Here is a 15,574-nt window from a genome sequence, read left to right as displayed (position 1 = left end):
TCCTGTCGCCGAGCGCCATGCCACGGTACAGACGGGATATTGCAAGGCCCACAGAGTGCAAGCTCCGCGGGCCTTTGGTCTATCTGCAGGGGCGATTTCTGCAAACCATAGATTCGGGCAAGCTGCGCGGCTTTTGGTCTTTCGCCCTAGCCGCTTTCCTCTCATGGAATACCTCATTCGACAAGCAAGGCTTGATTGACGATGGCAGTAATTCGGCGTTACAGTGGACGCCATGAGGCTGGATGCCGCGTCCGACAGCGTAGCCGGGCGCCATCCATGCCGAAAGGGAAGAACGGAACAACAGAGCAGAAGGGGCACTACCATGGACTCCCATTCCCATCATTATGCAAATCAAACCAGTCGCTGGCGCTTCTGGCGTCCGATTACTGCGCTGTGCACGGCGCTGGCATCCATTGCCGCCATCCTTGGCATGGGCGTTTCCAGCAGCGCACTGCTGCACTCCACGCTCGACTGGACTGGCCTGACCGCCGATACGGCGCAGGCTGCCGACGAATACCCCGACATCATGCTGGGCGTTTTCACCAATAGCGCCTATGACACCACCGACTCCATCTATGTATCGATGGACGGCGTGCATATGGAGAAGATCAGCGAGGCATTCACGAATCTCTATCCGACGGTGGAGAACGACAATCGCGCAGTCGGTTCCATGGCAGACGGACGTTCGTGGAACCTGTATTCGTTCACATGCCCGAGCATCATCTACTATGACGGGTATTTCTGGATGCTGGCAAACGAATCCAACAGCGGCGACGACCATACGCTGCGGCTGGTCATGACGAACTCGAAGGATCTCGTGCATTGGTCCGACCAGAAGCAGGTGAAGATCAACGTGCCGGCCAATGTGCAGTCGAATGGCAGCGGCACGCAGTTCGACGCCGTCGCAGCCGACTGGGCCGTCATGCCGAACGGCAAGATCGCCGTCGCCGTCTCGCTCGGCCGTTACGGCGACTTCCACGGGCAGCCCGAGAAGGACACGATGTACCCGTATCTCGTCATCATCGACTCGATCAAGGCGACGAACGATCCGTCCGTCAATGCGAAGATCAACAACTACACCGTCAATGCGCAGACGGCGACGAAAATCGAGCTGCCTGTCAGCAGCAGCAACCGCATTGACGGATCGTGGTATTTCGAGAACGGCAAGGCCTACCTATCCATCAAGCGTGATGGCGTGACCAACGAAATCTACTCCACGGACGCCGCCCTGTCGAAGGTCGGGACCAAGTCGGCCTGGACGGCGGTCAACAAGAACGTGCTGACCGGCTATGAAGCGCCATCGATGACAAAGCTCAACGGACGCTACTATTTCTACACCGACGAACTCGGCAACTGGACTCCGGACTCGCACGTGCGGTCGCCGTATTATCGGACCGGCACGAACGTGCAGATCGGCACGTCGATGACGTCGTTCAGCGGCGCCCAGATCGTCCAGGCGACGACGTCCAGCGGCAAGTCGATGACGGTCAGCAAGAAGAACAACATCAAGGGCGACGGCCCTCGTCACGGTACGGTTACGACAATTACCGACCCGGCGGCCAAGAAGATCATCTGGGAGCGGCGCGCGGCGGCCGGCTGGAAGACCGAGATGTACCCGTTCTGGGACGTGACGTCTACGACGCCCCATGCCGCCGACATCTCCTGGCTGGCTGATCTCGGCATTACCACCGGCTACGCGAATGGTTCCTTCGGCGTAGGCAAGAGCGTGGTGCGTCAGGACATGGCAGCGTTCCTGCGTAGGCTGGCTGTTTCGCTCAACATCGGCGATGCGGCGACGTGGAAGCCATCGGCTTCCGACTGGAAGGTCTTCGCCGACGTAACGAAGGCATCCGATGCCGGCGGCCATGCCGAGGATGTGCTGTGGCTGGCGCATGCCGGCGTCGCCAAGGGCTACACGAAGAACGGCGTGACGACGTTCGAAGGCACCACGCCGGTCTATCGCCAGGACATGGCGGCGTTCCTGCGCAGGCTGGCCAAATATGGCGGCATTAGCGATTCGGGGAGCTGGTCGCCTTCCGCGAGCGACTGGAAGAAGTTCGCTGACGTGGCGAAGGCGTCCGATGCGGGCGGCCATGCCGAGGATGTGCTGTGGCTGGCGCATGCCGGCGTCACCACCGGGTACACGAAGAACGGCGTGACGACGTTCGAAGGCATGACCACCACCTACCGTCAGGACATGGCCGCTTTCCTCCATCGGCTCTACAACCTCGCCTAACTGGCGAGCGATTTACGCCAGCACAACGAAGGGCCTGCGCTTCACCGGCAAGCGAGGGTCCTTCGGGTGCCGTTTATAATTGTTTATAACTTTTATAATTGTTATAAATGGCGTAATAGCAAGAATGAAAAGGCCCGGCGCTTCGGTACAAACGAAGCGCCGGGCCTTTGCGTCGCCTAGCCGCACTCAGGAAACCAGGCTGGAAATGCGGTGCAGGAACGCCGCCATGTCCTGGCGGATAATCGTGGCCGTCGGCGCGAACGTGCCGTCGTCATAGCCATTGGCGATGCCGTTCTCGGCGCACCACCAGATTTCCTTGGCGTGCGGCGTCGACTCGGTCACGTCGCTGAACTTCTCTTTCACGGCCGCGCTCGGCGTATAGTCCGGCGAACCGGCGATGCGGTAGAGGAATGCTGCCATATCCTGCCGGATAATGACGGATGTCGGGCGGAACGTGCCATCGTCGTAGCCGGTGGTGATGCCGGTAGAAGCGAGCCACCAAATCTCGTTGTAGTGGGCTGTTTTCGCCGTAACGTCGCTGAACCGCGTTTTCTGCGCTGCCGTAGGCGTGAACGACGGCGATCCCTTTAAACGGTAGAGGAACGCGGCCATGTCGGCGCGCTGCACGCCGGAGCGCGGATGGAAGGAACCGTCGTCGAAGCCGGTCGTAATGCCCTGCTGCGCAAGCCACTTGATGTCGGCGAAGTGCGGCGTGCTGCGGGCGTTGACGTCGCTGAATATGAACTCGTCGAAGCCGCTCATGTCAACGGATCCGGAAATGCCCGCTACCGTTGCGGAACTCGTGTACTGCCAGCCGCGGCCGCCGCTGTAGTTCGGGAACGTATAGGCGGTCGTCGGGTTGTATTCGGCGATCCAGGAGATTTTGGATTGCAGCGCCGCCGTATTGAGCCGTTGGTTGGCGAAGGTGCGGTAGGTGTAGATATTGACGTCGCTGTAGCCTCGGTTCGCCAGCGTCGTGAAGAACGCGTTGACGATCGGCGTGAACGCTGCGGAAGTCTTCGGGTAGGAATGGGTAGCGCCACTATCGTCCTTCCAGCTGTTCCAGTCTTCGAGATCGTAGAAGATTGGCAGTAGCCGCGAGGTGACGCCGTACTTTTCCAGCGTATTGGCAACGAAATTCGCTTCTTCCTTGCCCAGCTGCGTGGTGTCGGCATAGCTATAGAGATAGACGCCGATTTTCATGCCGGCGGCTGCGGCTCCGGAAAGGTTGGCTTTCAGCTGCTTGTCTTCGGTGCCGTTGCCGTAGCCGATGCGGATGATGGCAGCATCGATGCCGTTGGCCTTCACCTTCTTCCAGTCGATGGTGCCCTGATGTTCGGAAACGTCGATGACCTTCATCGCCGGGTCCGCCCAGACGGTGCCGTTGCCATCAGTGATGACCTTGCCATTGGAGGAGGTACCCCAGGTTACCGAAGCGGCCGTTGCTCCCAATGACTGGCTGTCGAGGCTGTTCAAGCCGTTCTGCGCCTTCATCCGCGACGAGGAAGAAGTTGAACTGTTCCACATGTTCTCCGGGTTCACTTGGCTTCCTGGCGCCGGCGTGACGGTGTTCTCGTTTGCTTTGGCCGGTACCGGTGCAAAGCAAACGAGCGCCATCGCAAGGGCCAGCAGCGATCCTGCAAAGGCGACGAGGGAGCGGTTGCTGTAGTGGCGGGTATGGCGGTTCATGATTCTCGCCTTTCTTTGGATTCCTTGTAGTTTAGCGGCGTGCGCTCGCGTTGTCCGCAAAACTAGACATTCTTTCGCGCTTCGCTATACGAGGGCTGCTCTTGCTGCGGCTTCCGAGATGATGCGCGGTTTCGTTTCGATTAGGAAAGAAGATTGGAAAGCCGATGGAGGAAGGCAGCCATGTCTTGGCGTACGACCGGGCTCATGCCGCGGAACGTCCTTGTCCCGTCGTTTTCGGTCCAGCCAGTGGAAATGCCAGCCGATGCAAGCCATGCAATGTCCTCGGCGTGGGGCGTAGAGGAGTCTACGTCGGCGAATGCAACTGACGCACTGCTCTTTCCGGTTGCATTGGCTTTGGCTGCGAGGCGATGGAGAAAGGCGGCCATGTCCTGCCTCTTCACGGAATCCATGCCGCGGAACGTCCTCGTGCCGTCACGTTCCGTCCAGCCTTCCGAAATGCCCGCGTGCGCTAGCCATAGGATGTCTTCGGCGTGTGGAGTGTCTTTCGTGACATCCCTGAACGTCTGCCAATCCCGTGAAGAAGGTGTCCAGCTGGCAGAGTCGGCGACATTGTTTCGAGTGGCAACGCGTCGGAGGAAGGCGGCCATGTCCTGCCTCTTCACCGTTTCCATGCCCTTGAAATACCGTTTGCCTGACACGAGCCATCCCTCGGAAATCCCCGTTTCGCCAAGCCATTGCACGTCCGGTCCATGCAGCGATTCGTTGGTGGGGTCGATGTCCTCAAAGGTCACCGTTACGTTGATGGTCTTGGAAAACCAATCGTTTTTCACGGTCAGTGTCGTCGAACCAAGGGCTATGCCGGTGACTTTGCCAGTGGAAGAGACGGAGGCGATTGCGTTGTTGGAACTTGACCACGTTGCTGATGTGCTGCGCCCGTCAGGAGCTGTAATAGAGGCTTTGAGCTGGGTTGCCGAGCCTTCCGCAAGCGTTAGGGAGCATCCGGTCAGCCCGGTACCCGTTATCGAAACGGTTCGGGTCGCTGGTACCGCTACTGTTTCGGTGCCCGTCTGCACCAGCTGAGTACCCGTCTGCACCGTCTGCGTACCGGTCTGCACGGTCTCCGTGCCCGCATACACCTGCTCGTAATGCGAGAACACCGACTCCGTGCCCACCTGCACCGTCTCCGTACCGACCACTACCGTCTCGTAGTACGTATTCGTCGACACTTCCCTTACGCTGTATTCCATGTGCGAGAGGACGAAAGCGTCATATTCCGCCTGATTGACCATGACGCCATTGCGATACACTTCCGTGAAGTACACGATGTCGTCGGGATCATCCATATTGCGGTAGCGGACTACGATTTCCTTGACTTCAACCGTCTCTACGACATCGCGCGTCTCGTAGACGGGGACTTCCACGTAGACCGGCTGGTCCACGTAGACATCGCGCGTCTCGTAGACGGGGACTTCCTCGTAGATCGGGACTTCCTCGTATATGGCCCGTGTTTCGTATGCCGTTGTGGACTGTTGTACCCCGCAGGCATTGGTATCGGCGGCTTGCGCCGATACCGCTGGCCCGAGGGCCAGCAAGGTGGCTGCCGTGGCAGCCACCAATGCCGGAAGGCGCCGGTGATGACTCTGCATTATAGAAAGACATGACATGATAATCTTCCCCTTCTGTTCAAGTCGCCGTTGACTAAACTTTTCCTTTCAGCGTAACGTATGAGAGGCGGATGACCCGCCGTATGCCATACGCTGCTGGGGAAGACTATGGATGCCTTCTGCGGGGTGCTATCCTTCGTTCTGAGGTTTGGCCACGTCCGACGTGAAGATGCGCTTCCAGACATCGAAACTTGGCAGGTCGTAGTCCTTGTATTGCTGGCTGAGCTCGTCCCACCGGTCCATGAGCGCCTTCGACTGGATGAGCCCGCGGCGCGTCTGTTCCCGGAAGAGCTTGCTGTCGCGGCGGAACCAGGCCACGCCATTGCCATCAGGGGTGGTGACGAGGGCCGAGTTGACTCCGTTGAACGATTCCCAGACAGCGTCCTTTGCCGGAATGGCGACTTCAGGCTGGGTGTCCTTCGTGCCGTCGGCGCGGGATGCCAACGCCTTGAGAATCGAGCGTACGCCTTCCTTGGCTACTTGGGCAGCGGGGCGCGGTTTGGCGACGTCGACGAATTCATGCTGCGGCGCGGGGAAATCATCAAGGCGCGGCTTTGCTTGTGCATCGGTGAACTGGCTGCGTTCGCGCCGCACTTCAGCAAGCTGCGTCGGCATCGTCTTCACGATGTTTTCGGGGCCGCGCATGACGTCGCGCAACGCCAGATGGCGCAGGTGAACCGCCGAATAGACCAGCCGCAGGCCGGCCGCCATGTCGCCGTACATCTGCTGGTAGGGCACATGCCATGATGGCTTGGGCGCATGGAGCAACGCGCAGATCCAACGGTTGCGCTGGTTGAAGTACTCCTCCCAATTGCGCCCCGGGTCCTTGTCATGCCAAGCCTGATGCCAGACGGCGACGCCTGGCAGGCATACCGTGTTGAACCCATGTTCGCCGGCACGCAAGCCGAACTCGATGTCGTCGTATTTGATGAACACCGGCATCGCCAAGCCTATTTCCTTAATGACTGCCGTCGGCACCAGGCACATCCACCAGGCATTGAAGTTGACGTCGATGCGGCGATGCAGCTCCGGCGAATCACGCAGCGGTGCCGTGGCGAAATCGTGGTTATATGGCAGGCCGCCGGCGGGGTCGATGACGAACGTCTTGAAATTGAAGCTTTCGCCCGCTGAATACAGCATCGTGCGGTTGTCGAGATGCAGCATGCCGCCGCCGACGATTGTCGGTTTCCGGCAGTAGTCGGCGAACTGGACGGCGCGCAGGATTGCTTCTGGTTCCGAAATCGCGTCGTCGTCGAGCAGCAGCGTGTACGCCGACTTGCCGGCATTGACCGTTTCGTACATGCCGCGCGAGAAGCCGCCGGAACCGCCGAGATTGGCTTGGCGGATATACGTCAGCTGGGGCCCGAGTTCATTAGCGGTATCGTCGAATCCCGGCTGGTTGCGTACGAGATCGGTGCCCTGATCGGTCAGGTAGATGGTGTCCAGCCGCTTGCGCAGTTCCGGTTCTGCCGCCATCGCCTTGATCTGGTTATGGGCGTAGGAAGGACGGTTGAAAGTCGTGATGGCAATGGACAGCGACGTCTGCTGCCCGTCGTCGCCGCTGGTGCCGTGGAATATGCGTTCGGAAACGGGAACGCTCCATGCGGCGTTGGCGATGGTCAGGCCATTGTCGTCATCGGCGTTGGCATCGAACCAGAAATAGCCACCATCGACGAGCCCCTTCATGTCAAGGTCGACGGCAATGGTTTGCGGCTTGCCGGCTGCAGTGGTATCTATATCGACGGTCGCTGCAGGGGCGAACAGGCCACGGCCGGTTGAACGGAACAGGGTGATGGCGCCCTTGCCGTTGACTTCAGCGATGAACCGTACGGCCGAAACCGCGGTCCAGCGCCGCCAGTAGCTTGCCGGGAAGGCATTGAAGAACGTGGAAAGCGTAACGTGGCGTCCAGGGTGAACGGTCAGCGTCACGCGGTCGTCGACGGAAAAAACGTCGCGCGATGACGTATTGGCATGCTGATCGATGCCTTCGTTCACCAGATGCTGGAAATCCGTTTTGTTCATCGTGCTGAAATCCAGTCCCAGCCGATTGACATGTGGATCCATCACGGCGTCGGTCAAATGGGGGCGCGTCCATTCGATGACGTACAGCGGCATCGTCAGGTCGGCGTCGCGCACTGGGTAGACTACGCGGTTCACGACCTCCCATTGCTGCTCGTGGGGGGCGCTTGCCTTGGATGCCGTTGTATTCTTTCGCGTCTGTGCCATAACCCACCAGTGTAATCGCCACGGCCCCTACCGTCTGGAACGTAGAGGGATAGCCACATTCCAGACGCTGAAAGCCCCTCACCGACTGGAATGTGGAACAGGTTCTACGTTCCAGTCGCTCAGGCCTCGCCACCGACTGAAACGTATCAGGTCTTCTACATTCCAGTCGGTGAGGGGCTGTCAGCGACTGAAACGTATATGGGCGTCTACGTTCCAGTCGCTAGGGCCATGTGGCCGACTGGAACGTATCAGGCCTTCTACGTTCCAGTCGGCCAAGCCTTGTCAGCGTCTGGAACGTAGAAGAGAGAACACGGTGCGGCCGGCTTACTGGTTCTTGTAGTTGAGGGAGGTGAAGCCCATGTCCTCCAGGTAGTTGTTGCCGCAGGCCATGTCGTACTGGATGAGCTTGTAGTCTTTCAGCAGCGACTTGGCCTTGTCGGACAATTCGTTGTCGGGGACCACATTGCCGGACGAATCCAGCACGGTCACGTCGTCGGACACATCCCACTGGGACTGGTTGACGGCGATGCGGGCAAGCGCGGGCACCTCCTCATGGAGTTCGGTGAGCAACGCCAGGTATGGGGAGACCTTGGCATCCAGCTGCTGCGTGGCCTGCGCCATGAAGTAGTTCGGCGACGTATACGCCGAATCGGATGCCGGCAGCTGCTTGACGCCCGAAGTCGTCGCGTCGTTCGACCAGATGAAGTAGTCGGTTTCGTGCAGCAGTAGGTCATTGTCCTCGTTCGCCGAAGCGGACGAGTAGACGCCAGGCAGATGATCTCCGTAGAACACGACGGTAATCGGCTTATCGATGCCGTTCAGTTCGTTGAGGAAGTTTGCTGTGGCCTCATCGGTGTAGCTGATGCCCTTGGCATACGTCTCAATCGCTACCTTCTCGTCATCCGTCACGCCGGTCGACGTGTCGCCATCGCCCTTGAACTGGTTGTTGTCGTACCAGTCGGAGTACGGCATATGGTTCTGGATGGTGAGCAGCTCGATGAACTGGTTCTCGTCGAGCGACGTCGACTTCAGCCCGTCGATGACGTCCTGATAGGACTGCTCATCACTGACGAGTCCGTTGCGGTCGATATGCCCGGTGTTCTCCAGCGGGTCCTTCGCAGAATCCAGCGTGCGCAGGTTCGAGAAGCCGAACTTCTTGTAGTTGACGTTGCGCAGATAGAGGCTCTGGTAATACGGATGGTACGCAATCGAACACTTGTCGGATCCGCATGCTTCGTTCCACATCTGGTTGAACGAATAGAACTGCGGACGCGTGGGCACGAGCTGCTGGTACGGGGAAAGCAGCGACGCGTTGAAATTCGTCAGGCTCATGCCGGTCATCTGCATGAACTCGATGTTCGCCGTACCGCCACCGTACGTCGGCGCCAGCATGACTCCCTTGGATGCGGTATCGCTCAGGCTGCGGATATACGGAATCGGATCGGTCGAGAAGGAGACGCCCGGGACGCGCGTCGGATCCGAGAACGATTCACTCAGCACAAAGATCACCGTATTGTCGGTCAGCGTGGAGGACCGCTGCTCGTTGATGGCGTCTGCTTCCTTCGCGTACTTGTCATACAGTGCCGTCATCGCCGTCTTGCTGTAGTCGTCCGGCGTATCCATCGCGTTGACCTTGACCAGTGAAAGGAACGTGGACAGCGTGCCGTTGGAACGGGCGTCACTGGCGACATCCCATAGCTTCGGCGAGTAGCCGTACTCGTCGGTGAACTCGCGGACCTTCGAATCGGGGTCGGCGAGCCCGGAAGCGTAGTTGATGATGACCACCACGCTGAGCACGGCTGCAAGGATGCGGAAGATATTGCCAATGATGTTCTTCGCGTTGCGGATAGGATGGCGCCACGAACACCAGATCAGCGCGCGGCGCTTGTCCACGAACTGCAGCACGAAGCAGATGATCACCCAGAAAACGGCATTGAATACGGCTGCGTGAAGCAGCGGCTGCATGTTCTCCGGAATGAAGCTGAGAATCGATCCGCCTGCGCCGGCCGAGAAGAAATCAAGGTCGCTGGGCAGCACCGGTTCGTTGCGTACGGCAAGCTTGATGCGGTTCGCGGTGCCCATGACGATGCAGAGCAATCCGAACAAGCCCGTCGCCACCCAGAAACGGTTGATGACGAACACGAGCACCGCATAGACCAGCACGAGCGCAAAGAAGTTCATGATGGCGGCGGTTCCGCCCATGTTCAGCGCTTCCTGCTCGATGACGAACTTGAAGAAGGTCAGGTAGCCGAAACTGGGGCTTTCGCGGTACATGCTTTCTGCGCTCGCGTCTGCGCTCCAGACCTGCAGCGCGTTCATCATGAAGAGGACGACGATTGCCGTGACGGTATAGGCGCCGTACGAGAACTTGATGCGCTTTTCCCATACGTGGTAGAACTTCGTATTCTTGTAGCGCGCCCAGCCATCGCGGATCTTCGCAAAATGGCGCTTCTTCACCGCCACGCCAGTTGCGGCGGTCACGGTAGCATCAGCCGTGTCGCCAGCAGAGGCTTCATCGGCCGAGTCGTTTGCGGAAGCGGCTGCCGCTTCGTCGGCTTCCTCGGGTGCGGCTGCCGGTTCCTCGCCGGCAGCCGCACCGTCAAAAGGGCGACCGCCTTCTTCCTCCCGTATCTCCTCGGCGGCTGCCGGGTTGTCGGCGTCGCTGAACGGCGCATCGTTGTCTTCGGCGGCTTCGATATGCGCGGTGCCGGGCCCGTTGCCTTCAATCGTCTCGTCGACGACGCCGGCGATGTTCGGATTGCGCGTCTGGCCGAGCTCGTCGGCGGTCGGCGCGGCCGCGTCGCCGGATTCCAGCGCCGTCTCGTCAATCGTCACCGTCGTGCGTTCCGGCACCGGGGCGTCGGCGTCGCGCACGGTGCGCTGGTCTTCAAGGCGTTCCGTTTCGGTTTCCGCCCCCAGCGCCGGCGCGTTCCATTCGGCGGCATCGGCGTTGCCTTCGACGCTGTCGGCTGCCGCGTTCAGATTCTCCGCGTCGTCGGAAATGGATTCTTCATCGATGACGGCGCCGCGTTCGGAGTCGGCAATCTCGGATTCGAAAGCCGACGCGCCGTGCTCCTCGGCTGCGTCGAGCGCTTCCTCCTGCGTCGGTTCCGGCATGTCGGTATCGGCGAGCTTCGGCGTCGGTTCGTCGGGCAGCGCGGCGTTCTTGGCATCGTTTGCGTTGGTCATAGGTACTCACTGCTTCCTGAAAACTTAGGCAATGCGGCTCTTGATACCCATAAAATGTAGTCACTATAGCTGACCTCTCGGCCCGTTGCATTATCGTTGGGCTGAACGTTTCGTTGGCGCGCAGACGGCGGGAGGCAAGGATGCGGATTGAAGTCACGGCGGTGGTAGTTTCGTATAACCGCGAGGAGCTGCTCGCGCAGTGCCTGGATGGCCTGGCGGCGCAGACCCGTCCCGCCGACCGCGTTCTCGTTATCGACAACGCAAGTACCGACGGTGCCGTTTCGGTTGCAAAATACCACAAGATTCATCCCGAAGTCGTCCAGTTGCCGAGGAACGTCGGCGGCGCCGGAGGGTTCGCGGCCGGCATTGCAGCGGCAATCGAACCGTGGCTGGGCGCCATCGGCCCGGACGGCGCGAGCCTCGACGGCACGCAGCGGTTCGTGTGGCTGATGGACGACGACACGGTGCCGCAGCCGCCCGCGCTGGAACGCCTACTCGAAGCCGCCGAACGCTGTGTGGAACAGAACGGGCTGGTACCCACGGCGCTCGGGTCGAAGGCCGTGTGGACCGACGGCCGCGAACACCTGATGAACCGGCCGCGCCCGCGCACCTTCGTGCGCAAGGGCGTGCGCGAGCTGGCCGGCGAGCCCGGCAGCTTCCAGGTACGCTCGCTGTCGTTCGTTTCGTGCCTGCTCAACGCTGGCGCCATCGTGGGTACCGGCCGGCTGCCGCGCGCCGCCTACTTCCTGTGGAACGACGATTTCGAATACACGACGGCGCTGCTCAAGAACGGCATTGGCTACTACATTCCCGAAAGCGTCGTCGTACACAAAACGAAGGTCTTCGGCTCCTCCGACGCCGACCCCGGCGCCCGCTTCTACAACGAAGTGCGCAACAAGATCTGGCTGTGGCGCTTCTCGCGCGACGTCTTCACGCCGCTGGAAGCTGCCGAATTCCTTGCGAAAACGGCGCGCCGCTGGGTGCTGACGGCGCTGCGCGCTTCCGACCGCGCGCTCATCGCCGACTGCCTGCGCCGCGGCTGGCATGATGGTTGGAAAATACCACCGGAGCGTACGCAAGAGATCCTGCGTTCCGTCGGCGTGGAAACGAATCTCGAATAAAAAAGATTTCCTGCGCCGCTATTTGCGGTGCTTGGGCTTGTGCGGGCCGACCGTCGCATTGCGCCGCGCGACGACCTTCCGGTACGCCTTCTCGCGGATCGACGTGGGGACGATGCGGTAGATTGCGCGGGTCGCGACGTTGCGTACGAACTGCCAGCGGGTGGTGAAGCGGTCGGCGCGGAACGTGCGCTGCAGCCGCCACTCGTCGCGCAGCATCGCGCGGCCACCGCGGCGCTCGAACGCGCCGTCGTCGGCGCGGTACAGCACGAGCGGTTCGGCGACGTTGGCGAACCGCGCGCCGTTGACGATCATCTTTTCCCACAGCAGGTAGTCTTCGAACCGGCCGATGCCTTCCGGGTAGCCGCCCGCGGCCAGCACCGCCGCCTTGCGGTACACGACGCTCGGATGGTGCACCGGCGACTGCATGCGCGCGTACTCCATCAGCTCCTCGCCGCCCGCGGGAAGCAGCCGGACCTGGCCGAGCTGGCGTTCGCCGTCGACAAGCGAATATTCCTGGATCGCGCTGCCGGCGACGTCCGGCGCCTCGCCGTCCGGCCCCGCGAACAGCGCAAGCTGCGTGGCGAACCGCTGCGGCTGCGAGAGGTCGTCGGCGTCGGCGCGCGCGACGATGTCGTAGTCGCAGCGCCCGAGCCCTTCGTTGAGCGCGTGGGCGAGGCCGCCGTTCTCCTCAAGCGCGACGACGGTGACGTGCGGCGCCGGCCGCGCGGGAACCGAAATCGAAAACCATACGTCGAGCGTTTGCTGCAGCGTATCGAGAAAACGCTGGATTTCCACTGGAACCGGACCGTCGCGCACGATGACCAGCTGGCTGGGCGGCAGCGTCTGCTCGATCGTTCCCGACTGTACGGCGCGCTCGAGCTCGCGCACGCCGTTGGCCCCGTATACGGCCATCAGCAGCGAGAACGGCGGCATCTGGCCGTCGCGTTGTCCTTCGGTTCGTTGTTCCGTCTGCGTCACCGTTCCATCGTAACCCAGTGCCGCTTTTACGAGACTGCCGGTACACTGAACGCTAGCAGTCCACAGAAGATTCCAAGCGAAAGGAAGCGGCATGACTTCTCAGGATGCGAAATATCCCGACCTCGTTATCGTCGGCGCCGGCCTGTTTGGCCTCACCGTCGCCCAGCAGGCGGTGGAGAAGCTCGGCGCGACCGTCGAGATCATCGACATCCGCGACCATATCGGCGGCAATGCGTATTCGTATTTCGACGAGGAGACCGGCGCGGAAATCCACAAGTACGGAGCGCATCTCTTCCACACGTCCAACAAGCGCGTATGGGACTATGTCAACCGCTTCACCGGATTCACCGACTACGTCCACCGCGTCTACGCGACGCATGATGGCGAGGTGTACCCGCTGCCGACGAACCTCGGCACGATCAACCAGTTCTTCCGTGCGCACTACACGCCGGCCGAGGCGAAGGCGCTGATCGAGGAGCAGGCGGGCGAGCTCGCCGGCACCGATCCGCAGAATCTCAACGACAAGGGCATCCAGCTGATCGGGCGCCCGCTGTACGAAGCGTTCATCAAGAACTACACCGCCAAGCAGTGGCAGACCGATCCGGAGGAGCTGCCGGCCGACATCATCAAGCGCCTGCCGGTGCGCTACAACTACGACAACCGCTACTTCAAGGACACGTGGGAAGGCCTGCCGGTCGACGGCTACACCGCGTGGTTCGAGAAGATGATCGACGATCCGCGCATCCATGTGTCGCTGAACACCGACTTCTTCGACGAGTCGCAGCCGTTCAACAAGAAGGATCTGATGGCCGCCGGCGTCCCGATTGTCTACACCGGCCCGGTCGACCGCTACTTCGACTACGACCTGGGCGACCTCAAGTGGCGCACCGTCGACTTCAAGGAAGTGCGCTACGACGAGGGCGACCACTTCGGCTGCCCGGTGATGAACTTCTCCGACGCCGACGTGCCGTACACCCGCGCAATCGAGTTCAAGAACTTCAACCCGGAGCGCGCCGACCGTCAGAACCCGGACAAGACGGTGGTGTGGGAAGAGTACTCCCGCTTCGCCTCGCGCGACGACGAGCCGTACTACCCGATCAACACCGACGAGGACAAGGCGCTCTACGCCCGCTACGCCGAGAAGGCCGCAGCGGAACCGAACGTCGTCTTCGGCGGCCGCCTCGGCACGTACAAGTACTACGACATGCACAACGTCATCGACACGGCCCTGACCGCTTTCGAAGACGAAGTCGCCCCGATGCTCGAGGCCAAGAAGAACTAAGATTCTTCAATCCCACCTTCCAACGCCCCTCCGGGGGCGTTTTTCATTTCCGCACGTTGCCCCCGCTGCCGCCTACCATGCTGGCCGCCCCCGCTGGCGGGGGCCGGAGAGCCGAGCCGCCAGGCGATGGCGATTCGGGGGGTGGTGGATGGGCTGGCATGCTGCTGGCTTTGGTTTGGGTGGCGGTTTTCGGGTTTTCAGCGTGCCGCCTGTCGTGTGCCTGCGGGTTTTGTGTTGGCTTGGGCTGTTTTGCGACACGCCGTGGAGCCCAGTGTTTGCAGGGGTTTTGGGGTTGGGGGTTGCGGTTTTCGCGTTGGGCGTGTAAGTTGTTCTCTTGCTGCCGCTGAGCCGGCCGGGCGGGTTCCGCCCCGGTGTTCCGGGCTTGGCGCGTGGTGGTGGTTTGAGAACTCAAGAGCGTGTACTGTACTACTTGAATAAATATAACATTGTTTTTCGAGTGTTTTTGATTGCCAGTCCGGCTTCCGCTCCTTGTTTGGAGTCCATTAGGTTGGTTGATGGGGGCCGGGGTTTTTGCTTGCCCTTTCCTTAAAGGGCTTGCGGTACTTCAATGCCTGGCCTTTGGCTGGGTGGTTGATTTCTTATTTTTGGAGCCGATATGGTTCCTGACACAGTTTTTTTGTGGAGGGTTCGATTCTGGCTCAGGATGAACGCTGGCGGCGTGCTTAACACATGCAAGTCGAACGGGATCCTGGCAGCTTGCTGCCGGGTGAGAGTGGCGAACGGGTGAGTAATGCGTGACCGACCTGCCCCATGCACCGGCATAGCTCCTGGAAACGGGTGGTAATTCCGGATGTGCCGGACAGCTGCATGGCTGTCCGGGAAAGGCCTTTTTGGCGGCGTGGGATGGGGTCGCGTCCTATCAGCTTGTTGGCGGGGCAACGGCCCACCAAGGCTTTGACGGGTAGCCGGCCTGAGAGGGCGACCGGCCACATTGGGACTGAGATACGGCCCAGACTCCTACGGGAGGCAGCAGTGGGGAATATTGCACAATGGGCGCAAGCCTGATGCAGCGACGCCGCGTGCGGGATGGAGGCCTTCGGGTTGTAAACCGCTTTTGTTCACGAGCAAGGCCATCCTCTGGGTGGTTGAGTGTAGTGTTCGAATAAGCACCGGCTAACTACGTGCCAGCAGCCGCGGTAATACGTAGGGTGCAAGCGTTATCCGGATTTATTGGGCGTAAAGGGCTCGTAGGCGGCCCGTCGCGTCT

At 60.7% G+C, this 15,574-nt stretch carries 8 protein-coding genes and 1 rRNA gene; 4 read left to right on the top strand and 5 right to left on the bottom strand.

Features of this window, described 5'->3' with window-relative positions:
- Positions 1–322 precede the first annotated feature (322 nt).
- Positions 323–2,236: an S-layer homology domain-containing protein gene (locus tag AC1AXT_RS08070; protein ID WP_476541998.1), complete on the top strand. Its 1,914-nt coding sequence runs from the start codon at positions 323–325 to the stop codon at positions 2,234–2,236.
- 186 nt (positions 2,237–2,422) lie between these two features.
- On the opposite strand, the gene AC1AXT_RS08065 is transcribed toward AC1AXT_RS08070, so the two are convergent.
- From AC1AXT_RS08065 to AC1AXT_RS08050, 4 genes are all read right to left on the bottom strand, one after another.
- The gene (locus tag AC1AXT_RS08065; protein WP_476541997.1) at positions 2,423–3,925 is read right to left on the bottom strand and encodes a GH25 family lysozyme; all 1,503 of its coding nucleotides are present in this window, start codon (positions 3,923–3,925) and stop codon (positions 2,423–2,425) included.
- A gap of 140 nt (positions 3,926–4,065) precedes the next feature.
- Positions 4,066–5,532, bottom strand: a complete 1,467-nt coding sequence (locus AC1AXT_RS08060) for an Ig-like domain-containing protein (protein ID WP_476541995.1) — start codon at positions 5,530–5,532, stop codon at positions 4,066–4,068.
- 147 nt (positions 5,533–5,679) lie between these two features.
- On the bottom strand, positions 5,680–7,776 hold the full coding sequence (locus AC1AXT_RS08055; RefSeq protein ID WP_476541993.1) for a glycosyltransferase: 2,097 nt from the start codon (positions 7,774–7,776) through the stop codon (positions 5,680–5,682).
- 324 nt (positions 7,777–8,100) lie between these two features.
- Complete coding sequence (locus tag AC1AXT_RS08050) at positions 8,101–10,965, bottom strand: LTA synthase family protein (RefSeq protein ID WP_476541991.1); 2,865 nt, start codon at positions 10,963–10,965, stop codon at positions 8,101–8,103.
- A gap of 140 nt (positions 10,966–11,105) precedes the next feature.
- Between AC1AXT_RS08050 and AC1AXT_RS08045 the strand changes: the two genes are divergently transcribed.
- Complete coding sequence (locus AC1AXT_RS08045; protein WP_476541990.1) at positions 11,106–12,086, top strand: glycosyltransferase; 981 nt, start codon at positions 11,106–11,108, stop codon at positions 12,084–12,086.
- A gap of 18 nt (positions 12,087–12,104) precedes the next feature.
- Here the strand turns inward: AC1AXT_RS08045 and AC1AXT_RS08040 are convergent, their stop codons facing one another.
- Positions 12,105–13,019: a glycosyltransferase gene (locus tag AC1AXT_RS08040; RefSeq protein WP_476542101.1), complete on the bottom strand. Its 915-nt coding sequence runs from the start codon at positions 13,017–13,019 to the stop codon at positions 12,105–12,107.
- A 136-nt stretch (positions 13,020–13,155) separates the two neighbouring features.
- On the opposite strand from AC1AXT_RS08040, the gene glf reads away from it, so the two are divergent.
- Complete coding sequence (gene glf / locus AC1AXT_RS08035) at positions 13,156–14,346, top strand: UDP-galactopyranose mutase (protein WP_476541988.1); 1,191 nt, start codon at positions 13,156–13,158, stop codon at positions 14,344–14,346.
- A 636-nt stretch (positions 14,347–14,982) separates the two neighbouring features.
- Positions 14,983–15,574, top strand: a 16S ribosomal RNA gene (locus tag AC1AXT_RS08030); the annotation flags it as partial.

Source organism: Bifidobacterium sp. LH_450 (assembly GCF_056356715.1).
The sequence above is the reverse complement of the archived record's forward strand: the minus strand, read 5'-3'. Positions and strand labels throughout refer to the sequence as shown.